Origin of the sequence: Lawsonibacter sp. (genome assembly GCF_022777125.1) — a bacterium.
In the GTDB taxonomy this organism is placed as follows: Bacteria; Bacillota; Clostridia; order Oscillospirales; family Oscillospiraceae; genus Lawsonibacter_A; species Lawsonibacter_A hominis.
Genome location: NZ_JALFGV010000056.1, coordinates 1 through 20,259, shown reverse-complemented (window position 1 = coordinate 20,259; position 20,259 = coordinate 1). Strand labels below are relative to the sequence as shown.

Below are 20,259 nucleotides of genomic sequence, written 5' to 3'. Positions count from 1 at the left end.
GCCAGGCCGTCTTTGTGTATAAAACCGAATCGACCAGAGCCGGATCAACGCCTACCACGGTAGGCGTTGAAATGGGGGTACCCCCATTTCAAAATGATCTTTGCCTATCTCAAAGGGATTGCAGACTGGCGGCCAAATAGTCCAGAGATACATCATAAAACACAAAGTCGTCGATCTCGCCCCTACGCTTAGCCTCGATGGCGCGGCTCACAGCCTCCGGCTGTCCTTCGGGGCACATCAGCATGAGCCGGCAGTGGGGCGTGACTTCCCGCAGCCATGCGCACAGGGCCAGACAGAAGTCGATGCCGTGATCGCCGTCCTCGGAGACCTCCAGCAGTGCCCCAGAGGCCAGATGGCTGCGGATGGCCACATCCGCGTTGGCATAGTCCGGCTCATAGCACAGCTGTATTCCCGGGGCGTCCCGCACTTTCGCCATCAGGCCCTGAGCCAGCGATGCCCGCCGCATGATCAGGAGCACAGTTTTCAGCCTCCCCACCTCCCATACCTTCTGTATTACAGATTTATTGTAGAGCTTATTTCGAATTTGCACCCTACCCGCTGCGGGTAGTCTTTTCCCTGAAACAAAAAATCCACCGGCGCAAAGCCGGTGGATAGGAAGTGCAATTTTTTAGTACAGGGGATTGATCCAGCCGTTAGAGATCATGTAGAAGGCCAGATCCACCGCCTTGGAAAAGCCGGTCTTGCCCAGCATGTTCATCTTGTGATACTTGACGGTGTTTTCGCTGATAAACAGCTCCTGGGCGATCTCTTTGTTGGTCATGTGCCTGCACATCAGCCGGAGCACCTCCATCTCCCGGTCGGTAAGGGGGGCCTCCCCCTGGGGCATGGGAATGGTCCTGGGCTCCGGGAAACTGCTGCCCCCCGCCATCACCGTCCGGGCCACCTCCAGAAAATCGTGCAGGCTCCGGCTTTTGTAGACAAAGCCGTTGGCCCCGGCGGCCCTGGCCCGGGGGATATAGGTGATCTCGTCAAAGGCGGTCATGACGATGATCTTGACCTCCGGATCTGTTTTGCGGATGGCCTCCACCGCCTTCAGCCCAGAGGCGCCGCCCTCGGTGCAGACATCCATCAGCACCAGTTCCGGATGCAGATGCTTACAGAAATCCAGGGCGTAGTCTGCGTTGGGCACTTCGCCCACCACGGAAAAATCTCCCGCCGCTGTCAGCGCCGTGGTCAGCGATTCCCGCATGGAAACGTGATCCTCCACGATCAGAACGTTTGTCATTTCTCCACAGCCTCCTTTGGAACAGACAGTTCGATTCGGAATCGGGGGACAGTATAGAGCTCCATTCTTCCGCCAAGCTGACGGACCCTGCGGCGCATCCCGCTGATGCCACCGCCCTCCCGGATGGGTCCGGCGGGCGGGATGCCGTTGTCGGTGACCGTCATGCGCCAGCAGTCATTCTGGAAAAAGTGGAACTGGATGCGGGTGGCATACCCGTGGCGCACGGCGTTGGTGACACATTCCACGGCGATCTCGGCAAAACTGTCCGCCACCGCCCCATCCTCCGGCAGCGCGCCCTGGAACTCCACCGACACCTCCATGCCCTGGAAGGTCTCCCGCAGCATCTCCAGACGATGAGCAGGGCTGGGCGTGGGATCTTCCCGGAGGGCCGTGGGAAGGCTGCGGGCAAAGTCCAGCAGCAGCGACTCATCCATCTGCCGGTCATCCCGCAGCGCCCGGAGCAGCAGGCTGATCCGCTGTCCCAAAAGGTCATGTACCCTCGCCTTGCTTCGGGCGATCTCCTCCGCTTCACAGATGGCCTGTAAATGCGCAATGGTGCTGCGAAGCTCCTGTCCGCGCTGCTCAAGTGCCTGGTTTTGCCGGGCAAGAAAGGTCACTGCGTCCCAATGCTCCGTGACATCATCGGCAGTCAGCAGAAGCATGGTCCGGCGCCCCATGGGGAGCTCATGGGCGGAAAAGCTCCATACAGAGGAATCGGGGAGGCGAAACACCTGCTGCCCACCCAGAACTTCCCGTGCGCAGCCGCTGCACAGCGGGCCGCACTCCAGCAGCCGCTGAAACAGCCTTCCGTCCTGTACCGGCTGCCCCGTCATCTGCCGTGCCAGCGTCTCCATGCTGCGGTTGCACAGCAGGAGCTCCCCCGACCGCCGAAAAAACAGCAGACCGGTATGCAGGGTATCAATGGCTTCCTTGACGGATACGGAGGAGAGCTGTGTGTAGAGCTCCCGCCGACGCAGCAGGCAGATATGCACGCTGCGCAGCAGGAAGAACGCCATGCTCATCAGAAAAAAGATGGGATAGGCGGGCCCTGTGACCGTCTCTGTCAGGGGGAGCAGGACAGCCGCCCCGCCCACGGCAAAAAACGGCCAGATCAGTTCCATCCCCACCGCGGCGGTGGTCCCCAGCACCGCAGTCAGCAGAAACACCGCCTGCCGGACAAGGCCGTAGGCGCTGGGTGCCAAAAAGCCGCAGAACAGCCCATACTGCACCTGTGCAAGAAGGGCGGCGAAGAGGAATAGCACCCCGAGGATGGCGCACTCCATCCCATTTTCCACCCGGCGCACCCAGCCGGTGGGCAGACGTCGGATGCTGTAAGAGATGGCCCTTGTTTGAAACACGATGCACAGGGCGGCCGCCATCACCAATGTGGTCAGCGCCCAATGGGGAAACCGGTAAAATTCAGCCACAGGACTCACCTCCCAAGGGCAGCGTCATGCAGATCCCAACGGCATCGTCCAGATCCTTGCAGGCGATCTGACCGCCCAGCGCGGCAGCCGCCGTCGTCAGTTCCTCCGAAAAGCGCCATTGTCCGGGATCACCGCCCGGAAGAAAGCGGAAAACCAGATGGGCGCCCTCCGGCTCCAGATACCCCAGCAGAGGAGAGGCGTTCTCCCCCAGGGCCCAGGATATGGCTTCAAAGGCAAAGTCGTAGCACAGTGCCGCCCTGCGGATCTCCAGCGCTCCACGCTGCCCGCAGCGAATGAGCAGCCGCAGCCCCGCATAGCGGGCCAGTTCTGCCAGCTCATCCAGATAAATGCTCAATTCCTCTCCGGGCAGTCCATCTCCCTGACGTGCCAGGAAAAACAGATTGCATCTGCGTTTGATATGGCACAGGCAAAGAGTGATATAGGCGGTCAGGCCCCGGGGATGGGGGGTCTCCGGCAGAGTCTCGATCAGCCGTCCCAGCGTCTGGATGCGGCGCTCCATGTCCCGGTCCAGCTGTTCAAACATGGCGCGGTTTGTCTCCGCGGCCAGCAGGCGCTTTTTCACCTCGCTCTCCTCACGCAGCAGGGCGTTGGCTGCCTCCAGACGGGCCTGCACAGCCTGGATCTCCCTGCGCAGCCGGTTGAGCTGGGAGAGGTCCTCCTGCCATACCGCCATACCGCCGTGAATGGGAACTGCGTGAAGCTGGGTGTCGCTGTCCCGCAGCAGCGGATGGGCCATATCCATGGAGATCCTCCGCCAGATGGAGCGGGAGACGGGAGGCGCGCCCCGGGAGGACAGGACGGTGCGGCCCTGCTCATCCAGCAGCGTCAGCCCAATGGGAGTGGCGGTGAACAGGCGCTGATACTGAAGATTGACCGGGATAAACCCCGCGTGGAGGGCCGACTCAAAAAACAGGGCGGACAGCACGCAGATGTTCACGGTAAGATCGCTCTCCCACGCCAGAGGCACCCGCCTGATGTAAGCAGTGATGTAGGCCAGAAGCCCCGCGCAGAACAGCAGCGGAACCACCCTGCCGGCCCAGTAAGGGCTATACCGCCCCCTGTGGAGCAGCTTCCAGACTGCGCAGGCCAGGAACAGGAGGGATAAAGCCATTACGCCCCAGTATCCCGGACCGTACCGGTAGTCTGAGGCCCAGTCCCCGGCCGGGTCAAAACGAAACACCAGCTGGTGGAGATCGTTTGTGAGTACCAATAGCACAGAGAGGGCATAGCAGGCCAGAGGCGGCCACAGAGGGCGCAGCGGCTTTTTCTCACCCTCCGGATGGTCCAGGATCACGGCCAGATACAGCAGCGTTACCGGAAGGGCAAGCTGAAAGATGTAATAGCCGTACCAGCACATCCGGCACAGAAGCCCATCTGCTGTCAGCTGATATTTGAACAGGCGCAGCAGCAGCCATCCCACCATCAGCCAGCCCATAACTCCCACTACCCGGCGGACATCCCGGCGGATCATCCGATGGGATACCGTCCCCTTCCACAACAGGATGGCGGCGGCAAGGAGCAGGGCGGATAAAATATGCTCCCGGAGATCTGCTGTGGTATAGCGCCGGATGTGGAGCACCTGCCGGCGTAGGTCCCGGCTGCTGTCCCCGGTCAACTCCAGAAACCAGCCGTAGTCCTCCTCGCTCAGGGTACGGGCCGGCCGGTAATCATCGGGAAAATCAGCCGGTCTCTCTCCGTCCGCCAGGGGCAGCCCTGCTGACAGAAGGGTTTCATCCAGCCCCGGCTCCAGCGTCAGAGGGACATCGGAGAGCAGCCCCATACGGTAGGACAGCGTGCCCTCTGCCGGCACGATGATCTCATAATTTCCTCCGTTCCGGTTCCACGCGGCAGCCTCGCAGTCCAGACAGATCAGAATGGGGGCGTCCGGCGCCTCCAGCCGGAAGTTTCCGTTCTGACCAAGGTGTTCCAGCAGCTCCAGAGCGTCACGCTTGGAGGGCGCCTCCCGGTCCAGCCCGTAGGACAGGGCGCCCAGAGCCAGCATATTGCGGATCACGGAACTGCTGCTGATGCCCACGGGGACCGGACTCTCCCGAAGGCTGTTCCAGCCGGTGACGGCGGCGTCCGTCCGGCTGCGGTCCACCGCCAGAATCACGGTGGCCGTGACATGGGGATACCAATACCGGCCAATGCCCCGCTCCAGCGCCGGGATGGCCTGTACATCAAAGCAGGCCACGGCGCTGCCTCGGCTCACCTCCGCGTAGAGGGTATCCTCTGCCGTCTGAAGGGAATACCCGGGGAGGAAGGGGGCGAGAGCCGCGCTATACGCCTCGGCGCCCTCCGCCGCGGAGATCAGACGGCCCCCTGTGTCCACCGTGCCGCACCCGGCCAGGATCAGGCACAGCAGGAGGAGCGGCAGCCAACGCCCTTTCATGGCGCCACCGGCTCCCCGGACTCCTCCATCCGGCCGGCACACTCCCGGCACAGATCCATCTCATCGCAGATGAGGAAACAGGCGTCGCAGACCAGCCGCCGGCAGATGGGGCATTGGCTGAACCGCTCCCTGGCCTCCTGACCGGCCGCCTGCATGGCCCGCTGCTTCTCCCGCTGATAGATGGCGTCATAGAGTTCCTTCTTCTCCCGGTGTTCCGCCGCCTGCAGCGCTTTGGAAAAGGGGATGCTGCTGCTGTACCAAAATTCTCCGCACACCTCGCAGCGGATGGAAAAGCAGAAATACTGGGGCGTGGACCGATCCTCTAAGTGGCTGGACAAGAGATTTGTCATATTCCGCACCTCCTCGTTTCTACTCCTGTTATAACAGGAGTAAGGGGCGGGAGTATATGGTCCGTCGGATACTTTTTCCCACTTTTTCGCAAAGGTATCCATTGGATAATAGAGAAAGCGCACAAAACCAGTCCTCTGGTTTTGTGCGCTTTGCTGTGATGGAGAAACTTGTCTTAGAAAAGCTCCTGAAGCCTTCCGCAGCGGCGGAGCAGATCGATGTAGAGCATCAGCTCATCCCGGGAGGCCACCCCCAGCTTCTCGTAGATGCTCCGGTTGTGCTTACGGACCGTACTCATGCTGATAAAGGCCAGGTCCGGGATCTCCGCGATCTCGTGCCCGTCGATGTAGTAGCGCATGATATTCCGCTCCGCCTCGGTCAGCAGATCCTTCCGCTCCACAAACTGGTCGAACAGTTCCGCAATGTTGGGAGGAAGCTCTCCCTGCTCCAGCCGCTGATTCCGCGCCCGGGCATTGAGGAACTCCGCCAGCTCATCCAGCTCCGAGATGCCCGAGGACATCCCCTGTTCCGGCCCCTCCGCCTGCTGGAACCGTTTCAGACTGTCGGTGATGGGCCGGACAAATCGCCGGGACAGGAAGAAGGACAGGGCCAGCAGCACCAGGAGCAGTCCCAGGGCCGCAATGATCCAGGTCTGCTGGACGCCGGCTGTGTAGGCGGCATAGCTCTCCTGGGGGATCAGGATGGCAACGGCCCAGACGGTGTCCTCCGTTTTCCCTCTGGAGATGGGTATGGTCTGGTGCAGGCCGATATACCGTCCAGCGCCTGTGTCGTATTCGTTATAGTATCGCCCCTGATGGATGGCCAGAGTCTCCTGACCGTCCAGGTAGGTGCCGTTGACGCTGCCCACCAATCCATCCGGCAGCAGCAGACGGCTGTCCTGGACCGGAGCCAGCACGGTGACGGCGGAGCCGAACTTTCCCTCCAGGGTGGGATAGGAAAACTGGAAATACAGGGCGCTGAGCTCTACCCCGCACACGCCGTACACCGCTCCGTCGCTCCCCACAATGGGGACACACAGCAGCATAGCGGATTCCCAGGTGTCCTTTAGATTGATCCGGCGGGACCAGAAGTAGCGGTCGGCAGGCCGGCTCAGCGGCGTATCCATCAGCTCCCGGCAGCCCGGGATCTGATCGGTGTCAAATTCCAGATTCCATCGGTTGTGCAGCTCCAGATCCTTTTGACGGGCGATGTCCGGGATGCCGCGGAAGTAGACCACCGTGGGTGTGACCGGACTGCTGGCGCTGAGGTTGGAGTAGCGCAGATGGATGCCGCTTCTGGAGTGGTCCGCCCCCTCCAGGCCGGTGTTGGTGGTGGCGTCCAGGATCGCATAGGCGCCATTGCAGTTGGCTGTCTGGAGGGTGGTGCTGATCAGCGGGTACATGACTTCCTGCAGCTTCAGCAGCCGCTCCGGATCATCGTTGACCTCCTGCAGCGAAATGCCCTCCTGTACCAGCGCCCCCTCGATCTCCCGGCTGAGCTCCTTGGAGAGATTCAGGCTCTGGGCGGTCAGATGGTCCAGTTGGCTGGCCAGCGTATCTCCTGTGTTGCTCAGGTGGAGCTCCATTACCTCATGGAGCTGCTCATCATCCCGGGAGAAGGCCCCAGCGATGGACAGCAGAAGGATCACCGCCGCGAAGACCACCAGGATCATGGACACCCAGTAGAGCATCAGCTTTCGCTGCATCCCTACGCTCTGCTTTTTGGCAAAGGCGTTCAACGCCCGGAGTTCTTTCAGTCTGTTGCGCACGGTGGTTCCTCCTCTCTTACAGGTTATTGCTCCATGATCTCCCGGAAGGACTGGAGCCGGTCCGCACTGATCTGCTCCAGCCCGGTCTCTCCGGCCTCCAGATAATCCCGGCGGCCCAGGGCCAGCTGGGCCCGCACATGGTCCTCCAGCGTGGTTTCCAGGCTCAGGTAGCTCTCCAACTGGGGCGGCACATAGAATTTATAGTTTTGCTGGGTATCCAGATAGGCCTGATAGAGAGAGGCATATTTGGCGCTCTCCAGCCCTTCAATGGCCTTTGGCAGCTCCGTTTCAAATGCAGCCTGGGTCACCGGCATGTAGCCTGTCCGGGTCACGAACTCCACATTGTGCTCCGGCTCGGTGAGCCATTTGAGGAAGGTCACCGCGGCCCGCTCCCGCTCCGGGGTGGAGCGGACGGTACAGAAGCCCGCGCCCCGCTGCATCACCAGCTTTTCTCCGTTTTCAAACACCGGGCAGGGCCGGGAGATGATGGTGATGTCCTCAGAGGTGTTGTCCGGATAGGTCACCACATCGCTGTAATAGAGGATGCTGGCAGAGGAGGCCACGCTGACGATGCTGTCGCCGGTGCGGATAGACTCGGTGGCGTACCCGCCCTTGAGCCAGACGCCGCCCCGCAGGGCGGCCCGGGCCAGGGGTTCCCACGCCGTCTGGAAGGCGGGGCCGAAGGCCAGCACATCCCCCCGGAAGAAGTCCTCGCCCAGGGACTGGGCTCCTACCTGGAAGTAGTTGAAGTAGTAGTCGTGAACGAACATGGACTTGGCATCCCCCGGAATATCCGGCGTCTGGTCGTCGGTCCAGTCCGCGTAGATCTCCGCAGCCCTGTAAAGCCCCTCCCATGTATCCAGATCCTCGATCGTTACACCGGTAGCCTGGGAGAAGCGGTCGAAGATGGTCTGGTTGATGAACATGATCTCTGTGGATTTGGCCACCGGCAGCACCACCAGACGGTCATTGACCGTCCCCTCCTCCAGAAAGGCTGGGAGGAAGGCGGACAGCTCCTCCTGGCTGAAATAGTCCCGGTAGTCCACCAAAATGCTGTCGTCGGGCAGGGCCATCACCGTCTTGGGATAGGAGATGAAGAGGTCGGGCAGCTCCGAGGCGCCCGGCTCTCCGTTGGCGGCGGCCAGCACCAGCTCGTGGATGGTGTTGGTGTTGGACACGGAGGTGACCTGCACGTTGATCCGCTGCTCCTTTCCCACCGTCTGGTTGAACGCATCGATGAGGTCGTTGAGTGGGGAATCTGTCTGACCGCCATAGACGTGCCAGACCGTAATGGTGGTCGGCGTCTCTTCTTTTTTGGCCGTGTCGGAACAGCCCGCGCAGCAGTAGGCCAGCAAGATACCTGCCAGCAAAAACGCCGCAATTCTTCGTACCTTCACATCGCATCACCTCGTTTTCATTATATCTGCTGAGGGTAAAAAAAGCCAGTTGAAACAGGATACTTTATTGAATTCATTTCGTGGAGTATCCATTTCAGTTCAGTGTAACATGGATTCCATAAACCTGCCCTATCCGCAGCGGGTAGTTTTCATCGTTCAGGTTTTTCTTTTGATATCGTTGCCTTATCCGGGTGGATCAGAGTGATGGGCAGCCCCTTTTTTCTGGCATAGTTGACGGTCATTCCCGTTCCGCTGCGGATAGAACGGTCGTTGTCATAGACTGCCAGTAAGTAGCCTGCACGGTCCACCATATACTCGTTGCGTCTCCGGTAATTGACCGCCGGGGGCGCTTCTTTATTACCCACGATAACCGTTTCCGCACTGTGTCGGATCAGAAAAGACATACGGCTGCGGCTGCGATCTTCCCAGTCTGTGTCGTGGCCCTCAAAGGGCAGAGCGATCTTCAGCTGGATCTCGCTATATTCCGGCTGTTCTTTGAGCCGCAGCAATATCTCCCCGGCCCACATATCCACGCCCAGAGCGCCGCCTACCCAAAACTGGCGAAAGCCTTGCTCATAGAGCTGGATCAACTGATCCCGGATGCGTTTCTTGATCCGCTTGCAGCCGTTGTTGTTTTCATCATATTTGAAGCGAAAGCGTGTCGGTCTATGGCCGGTGATGGCACAGGCAAGTCCCCTTGTCATATTGACACCTCACATAACATCGAACAAAATAGTGTTTTAATTATATATTGACGCTTTATAAGCGTCAATAATGCTTTAGGGTTAATTTTAGTATGCGCTGCCTTCGGATAAACTAATTCCGTAAGGTGGTGATAACTCTGGAATGGGATTTTGACTTTTCCGAGCGCATGGAAAACCTGTCTTATGCTATCGGATACTATCGCAAGAAAAAGGGATATTCCCAGGAACAGTTGGCAGAGATCCTTGATATTAGCCGCCAGCATCTCGCGTCCGTTGAAGCGCCCGGCATGAGTCATGGCCTGTCTCTGGATCTGCTGTTTAGGATAGCCACCGTCCTTGAAGTGGAGCCGTATCTGCTGCTGAAATTTCGACTTGAGAAGTAAGATTTTTCATTAAGATGATGATAAGTCTTTTCTCTGACCTAAATCTCTGATAGAGTGAGTCCTTCTGGGTGGTTCACAATGAACCGCTCCTGGGTCCAGCGAATGGGCGCAGTTCTCCCTTGGCGGAAGATTTTGAAATTGCCATTGATTCAGAGAGTGGTTTGTACTACATTTTGGTACAAACCACTCTCTCTTTTATTTCACGGTATAGAGATTGGAGGTGCTGCTCCCATTCGGCCTGTGCCGGGAAGCCTTTTTCAGATAGCCGTGCTGCTCCAGATCGTGCAGCGCCCGCTTGACCGTGGAGCGGGACAGCTTCATGTCCGAGGCAATGGTCTTAATGCCCGGCCAGCACTTTCCCTCGGCATCGGAGCGATCTCGCAGGTACATATAGACCGCCTTCGCTCTGGAGGGAAGCTCAGTGTCGGCGTAAATCGTTCCGAAGTAACTCATCGTTCCTCCTCTCCGAATGTCTTCATTTGCTTTCCTCTTTTTACAGCCCTCTCCTGAGCCGGAGCATGGGCGATGCCGCCCCGGCTGGATACCGCATAGCCGCGGCTTTCGTCCATCTCCTCCGGCTCACTGAGCTGCGGGAGATTCCGCTCCAGATCCACCCGGTTGGCATAGGCCACCGCTCGGTTGGCTCTCTCCGGCACCACATACGGCTCCCCGAAGGTAATGCCCCAGTTTAAGAAGAGTTGGAGCCGGGTCCGCATGGGATGAGTGCCGGTTTTCATGACGATAAAGCTGCCCTTGGGAATGGATTTTAGCTCGTCGGGCGTCAGCAGGGCGCGCTCCATCATCTGCAGGCTCTGGCTGGGATCGTTCTTGCCACGGCTCACCGAGCCGGAGAGGACGGTGCGGCTGCCCAGGGCTTTGGACAGCACTTCGGCGGTCTGGCTGTTGGGTGCAAAGCCGCCGAAGATGGTGTCCTGGCAGTTGTCCTGAATGATCTCGCAGCCCTCTTTCCCGTAGTTTTTTTCGAGCTGCGCTAAGGACTGGATGATCGGCACGAGCGTTAACCGGCGAGAGCGTCCAGCGGAGAAAAGGGGCAGTATATCAAACGGGGGCATGGTGCCGAATTCGTCACAGAAAAGCACCACCCGGTTTTTCAGCTTGCCGCCGTTCTCATCGGCCACAGCGAACAGCTCCCGGCTCAGGTTCTGGATCATGAGACCGGCCATGAAGTTCTTGGTTGTGTCTTCTTCCGGCAGGATCAGGAAGATGGCAGACTTCTCCGAAGCAAACTTCTCAGCGTCAATGGCGCTGTCGAAGCACAGGATCTGCTCCAGCTCGCTGTCCAGAAAGGCATTCAAGCGGGACAGCACGGTGGACATGACGGAGGCCATTGCCTGCTCGGCGCTGTTGAGGGCGGCACCGGCAAACCACCTCGCCTTGTGATCCGGCGGCAGTTTTGCCATCAGGAGCTGGAAGTGGCTCTTGCCCTTGACACGGCTGGGCTCCAGCAGATCCTGCACCAGCTTGAACACGGAGACGATATGGCGGCGCTCCTGGGGGTGGTCTTTATCGGGCGGCAGGAACTCGGCCAGCATCAGGATGACCGAGGTGAGAAGCCCTTCCGCCGCATCGTAGAAGAAAGCGTTCTGGCCGCGGTTGCTGTCATCGCCGTCCGGATTGACGATGGTCTTGGACAGGATTTTGGCGTATTTCTCGGCCTTGGCCCGGGCCGCGAGATTGTTCGGGTCACTCCGGGCAATGTCCATATACCGGTTGACCAGCGTCAGCAGATTGTTACCGTCTGAGCGGGTGGGATTTCGCAGGTCGATCACGGCCACATTCTGATACCCATAGCAGTTCTTGGCAATGGCGCCGTAATTGCGGGCGAGGTCGCCCTTGCTGTCCAGCGCCAGCCAGCTCATGCCGCTGGCGCAGGCGTACTCCAGATTGGGATAGAGAAAATAGGCGGTCTTGCCGATGCCGGAAGCGCCGATCATCAGGCAGTGGATGTCATCGCTGTCCACGAGGGCGGTGAGCTCGCCTTTCTTTCCCTTGCACCCCAGCACCAGCCCCTGCTCCGTGGGCAGGTTCTGGCCGCTGCGCCATTTCTTCACCTCGAAGGGGACATGGGCATAGGTCTGCCGGATCTCTTTGGCTGTGGCCCATCTTGCGGTGCCGTGCTGGCCGTCGCCGACCGTTTTGGATTTGATCCCGCTCAGGGTATAGTAGTGGGACAAGGCGGCCAGACAGCCGATGACCAGAAACATCAGCCCGCCGGCGGCCAACAAAATCAGGACTTGGTGTGGCATGGTTAACCCCTTTCAGGGCACACCACTTCCTGCTCGGTTCCATACTTCTGAATGCGCACATCACTCTTGTTACGGCCTACTTCGGGCGAACAGGAAGTGGTGTGCGTTGTTGTTATTTACTGCATGACTTGTGCGTAGGACGGTTCCTCAGCGGTCAGATCATCATTCCAATCCTTGTGTGCGGGAATGAGCCTTTCCACCGTGTACCTCTCTGCCAGCTGTTCCTTCATGCGCCGGCTGGCCAGATGGCCAGCCTCGTCATTGTCGAGGCAGAGCAGGACCGTATTGATTTGCGGCTGCCGCTCCAGCAGCTTCAGCACCGGCTGAATGGAGGTGCCGCAGCAGGCCACATAGCTGTGGCTCTGCCAGTCCTCCGGATGGAGCGTGATGTAGGAAAGCATATCGATGGGAGCCTCAAACACATAGAGGCTTTCGTCTCTGCCGATATGGTGAAAGCTGTGGCGCGGGTCGCAGCCCTCCACATTGAGCCGGAAGGCTTTGCCGTAGCTGTTGGCACTGCGCTTGTGAGCATGGCGGGGAATACCATCTTCATCCGTACCCACGAAGACTGCGTTGTGGTACTCGGCATCCTCATACAGGAGCTTCACTCTGGCAAAGTGCGCCACAACGCTCCGGTCGATATTCCGGTGCTTGACCAGATAGGCATAGACCCGGCGCATATTGGAATTGGCCGGCGGAAGGACAAAGGGCTTCGGCGGCTCCTCTACCCGTTCTTCGGCAGAGGGATAAACCGTTCCCAGCTCGCCTCCCAGAAGCATGGTCACCGCCTCCGGATAGCTAAGGTGATAAAACCGCTGCACGAAGCTGACGGCGTGGCCGCCCCGCTCCTCGGCATGATCGTACCACTCGTTGCCGCGGATGGTGACACTATGGTCACGGGCCAGCCGTTTCTCTCTGCCGGAGGCAAGGAGCTTTTCGCCCCGGCAGCGGAGGAACTCCTCCAGATCAACGGAGGCGGCTCGCTGCTTCTGTTCTTCCGTGAAATGAATGTAAGTCGACATAGGCTCCTCCTGTTACATGGTCTGCTGATAGGATACCTGCTCCTCATGATCATCCGCCTTGTGGCCCATGGCCATCCGCTTTTCCGTCAGCCGCTTGCGCCGTTTGGAATCAATGCGAATCCCTGCCGGATTGCGAGGCGGCATGGAATTGTCCCGGAAGATCCGGCTCATGTGATGGAGCAGCTTGGTTGCCGCCAGCATGACGGACGGATCTCGGAACTGGTCAAAGCGGTCAAGGAAGAATTGAGCATACGCATTGCCCTGGGCAGCGGAGCGGGTGAACCAATCCCTGGCCTGCTCCCGATCCTGTTCCACATCCCGGCCCAGGAGATACAGCTTGCCCAGTGTGTACTGAGCAAACGGGTTTCCTTGTCTGGCGGCGGCAGTCAGGTACTCCAGAGCTTTTCTCACATCCTTCTTTACGGACTCACCGGTGAGACAGAGCTTCCCAAGGCGGTATTGGGCAAACGGATTCCCATGCCCGGCGGCCTTGTCCAGCCAGCGCACCGCCTCATCGGTGCGCTTTTGAGAGAGCAGGAGCTTCCCGAGTGCGTATGCCGAAAAGTCATTTCCGGCCTCTGCGGATAAGCGAAACCAACGCTCCGCTTTTTCATGATCCCGCATGGTGGAGAGATCATCCCGGTAGAACTTTCCCAGTTGATGCGCCGCCACCGTGTATCCTTCCACCCAGAGCTGTTCCAGCACCCGGACGGCTTCGGCGTGTTCCTCATCCAGCGCATAGACATCCTGCAGAACCGTTTTGGCGGCACGATAGCGTCGAGCCTGTTCATATACGCTGCTGGATCGCTGCTCCTCATGTGCCGCCTCCGGCTCCGGCTCATCTTGCATCTTCTCATCTTCAAAAGTCGGGAGGCCGAGGCGGATGTTCTCGGCCTCCCGGATGATATCGTTTTTAATCCGGCGGAACTCTTTCTGCTGAGAGAGCGGGAGATGCTCCCGCGGTGTACGGCTGCCATAGCACTCGTTCAGCTCATCCCGGATCTGATTCCAGGTTTCATAGCACTTTGCTACTTCCGGCTGCCGGGCCAGCTCGTCCACGATGGTGTCCACCAATGCTTTGAGCGGTTTCTTCAGATAGCCATACTGCTTTTTCCCGGTGGTGGTTTCCAGCGCCTGCACCAGCTGGCGCATCTGCTTCTCGATGACAGGGTTGTCGCAGAGCTGATGCTCCATCTTCTGAATCAGCTCCCGCATGGTATCCTGCGCCGCTTCGATCAGTTCTTTATAGGCAACATCCTTCCGCTCGTAGATCTGGATCATCTCATCCCGGAAGATGGTGTTGGTCAGCTTGGAGCGCATGGCCGCAATGCCTTCCCTGGTCAGGAAGCCCTCCTTCGGATCGTCTGACCAGACCATCATGTGGATGTGGGGGTGATGCCCCTCATTGTGGAAGGCCGCATACCAGCGGAAGTGATCAGCCGGTATCTTCATGGCCTTGGCCAGATCCTGTGCGTGCATCATGAGCAGGCCGCGCCATGCGTCCGCATTGTCGTACCCCAGCCGGGCAGCATCCTCACGGCGCAGGGAGTAGATGATGGTCCACACATTTCCGTCATGGGCTTCCAGCTCGGACATGGCTGCGTCGAGGTCTACTGCGGCGGCGGAGTTGAACAGGCCATGGGCCCCGCGGCGCTCCACACGGGGGCGGGTGGCAATGTAGGACAGGTATCCGCTCTCAGAATTTATTTCGTGGAGGTTTGCATCCAGCGCCATGGTGATGAAGGCTGATGCGGTACCAAGGGTAGGCGTCTTACGGTAATCCTCATACTCGAACAGCTCCACGGCATCAGGGAAATCATGCAGGAGCTTTTGGATCAGTTCCCGCTGTCCTTTGGTGACGGGACCGTTGCCGGTCAGCTTCTCCACACCTTCGCGGGTGGCAATGTATTTCATGTACCCGCCGGCCTTTTCGGATTTGATGTAGCCGCTTTTCTGTACGAGCTTTGCCATGGGTTACACCGACTTCTGGAAGTCCAGCGCATCCTTGAACGAGATGCGCCCGTTGGTGCGCTTCATATCCCGAATGGCGCGTCCCCGCAGACGCTGGTACTCGCCTTCGTCGATATCGGTGTCGTAGGCGATGATCTGCCCCAGCACATTGAGATCCACACCCTGCTTGAACAGGAGCGAGCCCATGCGTCCGACAAAATTGTCCAGGGTGCCGGTGAGCATGGCGGAGAGTGCTTCGGGCAGGAAGCCGCCGGCGTTCTTCGTGTTCAGATAGCCGATGTAAAACCGGAGCGCATTCTCCACGAATTCGCTCCGGCTGGCGCAGTTGTCGAGGCGCAGGTAGATGTCTACCTTCTCGTCCAGATCCTCAGAGATCCAGAACCCCTTCTTCGTTTTTCTGCTTTCGGACTTCAGTAAAACCACTCCTTTTTTCGTCAAGTCCCCGCTGAGAACCCTTGCCACAGCGGAGCTTTTCCGCATCATAGGGTCCAACAGCTCTTTCCACCCGCCGGATTGTCCCCGCTGCGAAAAGCCGGAAACTGCCCGCACTGCGGGCAGAAGTGGGAGAGCCGGGGGCGGCATTGTCCCCGGCTCTTTCTCCTGCTTCGCTTTCGTCAGCTTCCCGCCCTCTTGGAAAGCGGCCCAAATCCCGCCTGTTTCTCCGGGGTGGGGTACACGGTCGGCCACCCGCTGAAAGCCGCACACAGCGGCTCACAGGGGGCAACGGGGGCTACATCTGCATCTCCGGGGACTCCTGACTCTGCTCCGCCAGATAGTCCGCGCAGCACTCCTCCAGCGTCTGCCCCAAGCGCGCCTGACAATAGGCATCCATTTTCGGGAGGAGCAGAGCCTGCTCCTCGGCGCTGAGGCGATACTTGAACGCCTCCTCGTCGCCGTTGCCCCGCTGCAGATACACCTCCAGTGTGTCGCAGACACGACGGGCCTCCAGATCGTAGTTGGCATAAATGTTCAGCCAGTCATCATTCTCGGTGGTACAGACATTGGTACCAAACATCTGATCTGCGTCGAAGCACACCTCCATATAAAACTCCAGCAGATTGTCGTTCTGAATGATCTCGTCAGCGAAGGAGATGTCCTCGGCGCAGAGCCGCCGGCTGCCGGAGAGGTATTCCGATTCCGGCTCCTGGTGGAGCGTTCTCTCCTCCAGCCGGTCCAGGAAGATCCGCCACCTTTCGTCCGACGAAGCGTTGCCCTTCTTCATAGCGAAGTAGGCGGCGGTGCTCACATCCCGGATTCTGAACCGCTTCCAGCCATCCATGATGCTGACGGCTTCCATATCTCCGCTGTCGAGGTCGATGTCGTAGGCATCCACCACCCGGCCGGTGTTGTCCAGCCGCTCCGACACGTAGGAGTTGAACTCCTCTTGAGAGATCCGCTGGGTGTGCAGCAGCGTTTCGACAAAGCGGTGGGGCGCCTCGTCGGGCGGCTTGCGGATGTAGCTGCGCAGACGGCGGGCGGTCGAGAGCAGCTCAAGTTTTTCCTCGGCCAGAATATAATCGGAGCTGCCGTTCTCCGTGACATGAAAGACGGCGAACCGCCGTGCGGCCTCCCGAGCTTCCTCCTCCGCCTGCTGCTCTGCCCAGAGCTCATGGCTGATGCGCTCGTACTCCCGATGAGGAAGCTGGTTGCACATTTCATCAAGGATATTCTCCAGATGCTCCTCCAGCGTTTCCCCCTTCAGTTGTTTGCTCAGAGCGTCGTACCACCGCTCGTCGAGCCAGAGTGTGATCTCACGGCCCCTCATTGCATTCCTCCCATTTCCGGCCCGCACTGCTTCATCTCAGGGTACTCGGTCAGGAGGTGCCACACGCCGTTTGCGTAGTTGGCGCTGTTGACCGTCTGACCGAGAAGATCGTCAGCAGAGAGCGACATCGTGATGCCGGGCACGCCGGGATGCGCCGCGGCGCTCTGGCCGCTCATCAATCCTTCCGCCTGGGCTGCGGTCAGAGGCACAAAGCCGCACGGGGTCATCAGGGAAAAGACGCCGCCAACATGGGTGGCCAGGAAATCACGAACCGTGCGTGGGCCTGCGTCATCAGTCAGATCCTCCCGAAGTGTCCAGACGCAGTGGAGCAGCTCCTCACCATGGGAGGCATCCAGACCATTCTCCGCAATCCAGCGGTCGGCCAGCTCATCCAGCGGCTCGTCCAGCCCCAGCAGAAACCTGGCATCCTCCTCATTGATGGCATCCTCGATGTTGTCGCGGATCAACCGTGCGGCGGTGATCTCCTCAGCGGCATCGATCAGCTGAGAGGGATCGGCCGCCATCCACTGCTTGACCCGGCGCTCATAGTCGGCGCTGATCCGCTTCTTCAGCTCCTTCTTGTAATCCATGGCGATCTCATCTTTGTTCACTGGATCACCTCCGGTTCCTGGTCAGGCTTCGGTGCGGCGGCTCTCGGGGTGCGCCGGGGCTTGCTCGGAGCGGCGGCGCTTACATCGCTCTCATCGATATACTCCCGCACGGGGGCGGGTACATATTTTTCATAGAGCTTCACCAGCGCATCCGTCATCTCACGGTCCAGGTCAAGCTCCTTCTTGCCCATATAGCGTTTGAGCGCAGAGAGCTTCTCCTCGTCGAAGGTGATGGTCAGGTTCACTTGCTTCATTGGCACTTCCTTTCTCAGTCGTAGTTGATGTATTCGATCTGCAGCCAGTGGGTCCAGCCCCGACCCTCCAGCTTTGTTTTCACCACACCTTTTTTGGTATTCATAGCTTCAATCACATAACCGTCACCGATGTACACGCCAATGTGGCCGTCATGCCAGACAGCGAGGCCGGGGATATCCGGCATGGTGTCGATGGTTCCGGATACTGAGGCGTTATAATACATCTGGTTGGCGCCAAGATCCGGCATCCCGTTGGTTCCATACTCGATAGTCATGGTGTCGGGATTGAGCCATCCGTACCCTTTGATCAGGCCCACGCAGTCTGTGGTTCTGCCTCCCAGCCAGTTGGCACGGATGAAGTCCGCATAGCTGCCGACACCGTCAGGGTACTGCTCCAGCTTGTAGGCGAAGAGCGAATCGGTGAGGACACTGCCGTATGTTCCCCAGACATAGCCCCAGCCGGACTCCCAGGCGTGTATGGCGTAGGTCACAAGGTCTGCGGCGTTCTTGGTGGTTGGATCGGTGAAGGCGGAGATGTCCAGCTCTATGCTGCTCCCATCCCCTCTGAGATACTCGCCGCTGTAGCTGCCGCCCCCGGCGCTCCCCGCAATCATGGTATAGATATGGTCGATGTTGCTCTTGTCATCGTCCGTGATCTCTCTGCCCAGATGGGCTTCCAGATTGGCGTAGGCCTGGGACAGAGAGACCGGCACCGCGACGGTGTATTCTTCTTCCTCTGTACTTGTAGTCCCGTCCTCCAGTGTCACTTCTACGGTTCGTGTTCGGGTTTCGGTGGTGTAGAAGCACTCCACGAAGCTGTTCGCTGCCCGTGTGGACGGGGCGTCGTCCCCAAAGCAGAGGGCATAAAAAACAGCCTTGACTCTGATCGGGTCAAGGCTGTTGCCGCTGTCCATCTGCCCGTTGGCAGAGGACACCGCCGAATCCAGAAGAGAAAAGGCCGAGCGCATTTCCTCGATGTGATATCGGAACTCCGCCGGAACTTCTGCGGAGAATTCCGCTCCGTAGAAGCATGCCTCCACCGAATAGTTGTTATGCTCCGCCCCGCCTGAGCCAAGGGAGCAGAGCAGGGCGATCAAAAGAATGACGGGTGAAAAGATTGCCACCAGAATCCAGCCCAAACCTTTCCGGGTCTTTTCGTTGGTAAGCAGCATGGCGGCGGCCTTGGCCACCGCGGCAGCAGAAACAGCCATCAGCGACCACCTGCCGTTCCGAAGAGTTTTTCCTTGTAGGCCGGGGCGTGAACCTCCAGCAGATATCGTTCATTGCCGCACTTGTACAGGCAGACGCCGCGCTGGGGGAACTTGATGAGATTGTATTCCGACTCCTCCAGCTGGAGCATATCCATGTAGGACCGCTTGTCGATGGAGCCGGCATTGAACAGAAACTGGTGAGGCGGGATGCTGAACAGGGGTTTGGTCATCTCACGGACGCCCTCCTGATCGAAGTCCTCCAGATTCTGACTGGCCAGCAGCATCGCCGATTCCTTCTTTCGCACACGCTTCAGACAATTGCGAATGTACTCGATGGCGGTGGGGTTGGACAGCCAGATATACAGCTCGTCCAGAGCTGCCACGGTATTGCCCACGGTCAGGAGCTTATCGGACATGAAGGACAGCACATTGAAGAGCATGGCGTTGCGGACATTTTTGGCGGCGCTGAGCATTCCCTTGACGCCGAACACCAGGAAGCGGCTGGAGGTGATGTTGGTGTGCCCGTTGAAGAACTGGGCGTCAGCGCCCTTGCACATGGAGTGCAGCCCCAGCAGCACCTCCTGCAGGAGCTTTTGGGTGTAGAGCTGGTGACGGTCGGCGTCGTAGGTCTTGAATTCCTCCTCAATGAGATCGTAGAGGTCGGACAGGATGGGATAGTCCTCCGGGCACATCCGGCTGAAGTTGGTTCGCTCGGTGATGCCGAACTTGCGATACAGCTTGGACAGCATGATCTCGATGGTGTCGATGTGCGCGTCGCTGAAATCCTTGTAGGCCCGGAAAAAGTCCTTGAGGAAGGAGATGTGCTGCGCCAGCAGGGTGTTTTTGCGAAAGGCCTCCGGCGCGTCGGTGGCGTTGGGGTCTCCGCCGTCATCCCAGCACTTGGGTTCCAGCACATTGATGATGTACTGCCCGGCCATCAGGTCTGCGAAGCAGCCGCCCACCGCCTCGCACATCTCCTGCTGTTCATGTTCGGCGTCCAGGCTGATGACGGATTTGCCGGACTCCAGCAGATTCAGGATCAGCAGCTTCATCAGGTAGGACTTGCCCTGGCCTGAGTTGCCCAGGATCAGGATGTTGGCGGAGGTCTTGTCCTCGTCCCGCTGGTCGAAGTCCACCAGAATGTTGCTGCCGTATTTGTCTTTGCCGATGTAGAAGCCTTTGGAGTCCAGCTTACCGGAGTAGTTGAAGGGATAGAGATTCGCCACGCTGGAGGCGGGCAGCACTCGTTCAAACTGGATGCCGAATGTGTTGTGGCCGCAGGGATTGACGCAGCGGAAGCCCTGCTGCTGACGGAGCAGGAGCTTATCTACATTCAGCTTGCTCCGCACCAGCTCCGTCAGCACATCGGTCTGGAGCAGCTTGAGGCTGTTGTAGTCGGATGCGGTCAGCTCGATGTACACGGCGCAGTGGAGCAGAGGCTCACGGTTGCGGTGCATGGTGGCCACCAGGGT

General features: G+C 59.1%; 19 protein-coding genes. 1 reads left to right on the top strand and 18 read right to left on the bottom strand.

The genetic code is table 11. The annotated features are described in order from the left end of the window. Positions 1 to 109: 109 nt before the first annotated feature. From MR825_RS04670 to MR825_RS04635, 8 genes are all read right to left on the bottom strand, one after another. A complete protein-coding gene (locus MR825_RS04670; RefSeq protein ID WP_075705364.1) occupies positions 110 to 478 on the bottom strand; it encodes a hypothetical protein in 369 nt (122 codons plus the stop codon). Between the two features lie 150 nt (positions 479 to 628). Next, the gene (locus tag MR825_RS04665) at positions 629 to 1,246 is read right to left on the bottom strand and encodes a response regulator transcription factor (RefSeq protein WP_186908314.1); all 618 of its coding nucleotides are present in this window, start codon (positions 1,244 to 1,246) and stop codon (positions 629 to 631) included. Next, positions 1,243 to 2,673 carry a sensor histidine kinase gene (locus MR825_RS04660; protein WP_287879194.1) on the bottom strand — a complete coding sequence of 477 codons (1,431 nt, stop codon included), beginning with the start codon at positions 2,671 to 2,673 and terminating at the stop codon, positions 1,243 to 1,245. The genes MR825_RS04665 and MR825_RS04660 overlap by 4 nt, the downstream gene beginning before the upstream one ends. Further along, a complete protein-coding gene (locus MR825_RS04655; RefSeq protein WP_287879192.1) occupies positions 2,666 to 5,086 on the bottom strand; it encodes a histidine kinase N-terminal 7TM domain-containing protein in 2,421 nt (806 codons plus the stop codon). The genes MR825_RS04660 and MR825_RS04655 overlap by 8 nt, the downstream gene beginning before the upstream one ends. After that, positions 5,083 to 5,436, bottom strand: a complete 354-nt coding sequence (locus MR825_RS04650; protein WP_075705368.1) for a hypothetical protein — start codon at positions 5,434 to 5,436, stop codon at positions 5,083 to 5,085. The genes MR825_RS04655 and MR825_RS04650 overlap by 4 nt, the downstream gene beginning before the upstream one ends. 173 nt (positions 5,437 to 5,609) lie before the next feature. Beyond that, on the bottom strand, positions 5,610 to 7,202 hold the full coding sequence (locus MR825_RS04645) for a response regulator transcription factor (RefSeq protein WP_287879185.1): 1,593 nt from the start codon (positions 7,200 to 7,202) through the stop codon (positions 5,610 to 5,612). A 23-nt stretch (positions 7,203 to 7,225) separates the two neighbouring features. Next, entirely contained in the window at positions 7,226 to 8,599 is a 1,374-nt protein-coding gene (locus MR825_RS04640) for an ABC transporter substrate-binding protein (protein WP_287879182.1), read from the bottom strand. A 149-nt stretch (positions 8,600 to 8,748) separates the two neighbouring features. Then, positions 8,749 to 9,303 carry an SLOG family protein gene (locus MR825_RS04635; RefSeq protein WP_287879179.1) on the bottom strand — a complete coding sequence of 185 codons (555 nt, stop codon included), beginning with the start codon at positions 9,301 to 9,303 and terminating at the stop codon, positions 8,749 to 8,751. Positions 9,304 to 9,470: 167 nt separating this feature from the next. Here MR825_RS04635 and MR825_RS04630 point away from each other — a divergent pair, with 167 nt between their 5' ends. Beyond that, complete coding sequence (locus tag MR825_RS04630; RefSeq protein ID WP_116721466.1) at positions 9,471 to 9,686, top strand: helix-turn-helix domain-containing protein; 216 nt, start codon at positions 9,471 to 9,473, stop codon at positions 9,684 to 9,686. A gap of 195 nt (positions 9,687 to 9,881) precedes the next feature. On the opposite strand, the gene MR825_RS04625 is transcribed toward MR825_RS04630, so the two are convergent. The 10 genes from MR825_RS04625 to MR825_RS04580 form a co-directional block, all read right to left on the bottom strand. After that, entirely contained in the window at positions 9,882 to 10,139 is a 258-nt protein-coding gene (locus MR825_RS04625) for a helix-turn-helix domain-containing protein (protein ID WP_006572730.1), read from the bottom strand. Beyond that, positions 10,136 to 11,953, bottom strand: coding sequence for a type IV secretory system conjugative DNA transfer family protein (locus tag MR825_RS04620; RefSeq protein WP_195560582.1), 1,818 nt, complete (start codon positions 11,951 to 11,953; stop codon positions 10,136 to 10,138). Before MR825_RS04620 ends, MR825_RS04625 begins: the two co-directional genes overlap by 4 nt. Before the next feature lie 116 nt (positions 11,954 to 12,069). Continuing rightward, positions 12,070 to 12,975, bottom strand: a complete 906-nt coding sequence (locus tag MR825_RS04615) for a DUF3991 and toprim domain-containing protein (RefSeq protein WP_287879171.1) — start codon at positions 12,973 to 12,975, stop codon at positions 12,070 to 12,072. Positions 12,976 to 12,987: 12 nt separating this feature from the next. Then, positions 12,988 to 14,946 carry a MobP3 family relaxase gene (gene mobP3 / locus MR825_RS04610; protein ID WP_287879168.1) on the bottom strand — a complete coding sequence of 653 codons (1,959 nt, stop codon included), beginning with the start codon at positions 14,944 to 14,946 and terminating at the stop codon, positions 12,988 to 12,990. Between the two features lie 3 nt (positions 14,947 to 14,949). Next, the gene (locus MR825_RS04605; RefSeq protein WP_287879167.1) at positions 14,950 to 15,429 is read right to left on the bottom strand and encodes a hypothetical protein; all 480 of its coding nucleotides are present in this window, start codon (positions 15,427 to 15,429) and stop codon (positions 14,950 to 14,952) included. 247 nt (positions 15,430 to 15,676) lie between these two features. After that, positions 15,677 to 16,711 carry a hypothetical protein gene (locus tag MR825_RS04600; protein WP_287879165.1) on the bottom strand — a complete coding sequence of 345 codons (1,035 nt, stop codon included), beginning with the start codon at positions 16,709 to 16,711 and terminating at the stop codon, positions 15,677 to 15,679. After that, positions 16,708 to 17,322 (bottom strand): hypothetical protein, encoded by a 615-nt coding sequence (locus tag MR825_RS04595; protein ID WP_287879162.1) that lies wholly within the window; start codon positions 17,320 to 17,322, stop codon positions 16,708 to 16,710. The genes MR825_RS04600 and MR825_RS04595 overlap by 4 nt, the downstream gene beginning before the upstream one ends. Next, positions 17,319 to 17,576, bottom strand: a complete 258-nt coding sequence (locus tag MR825_RS04590) for a DUF6103 family protein (RefSeq protein ID WP_287879160.1) — start codon at positions 17,574 to 17,576, stop codon at positions 17,319 to 17,321. The genes MR825_RS04595 and MR825_RS04590 overlap by 4 nt, the downstream gene beginning before the upstream one ends. A 14-nt stretch (positions 17,577 to 17,590) precedes the next feature. Further along, complete coding sequence (locus MR825_RS04585; protein ID WP_118427266.1) at positions 17,591 to 18,787, bottom strand: hypothetical protein; 1,197 nt, start codon at positions 18,785 to 18,787, stop codon at positions 17,591 to 17,593. Next, the coding region (locus MR825_RS04580) for a VirB4 family type IV secretion system protein (RefSeq protein ID WP_287879153.1) at positions 18,787 to 20,259 on the bottom strand (1,473 nt) is incomplete at its 5' end. The genes MR825_RS04585 and MR825_RS04580, both read right to left, overlap by 1 nt.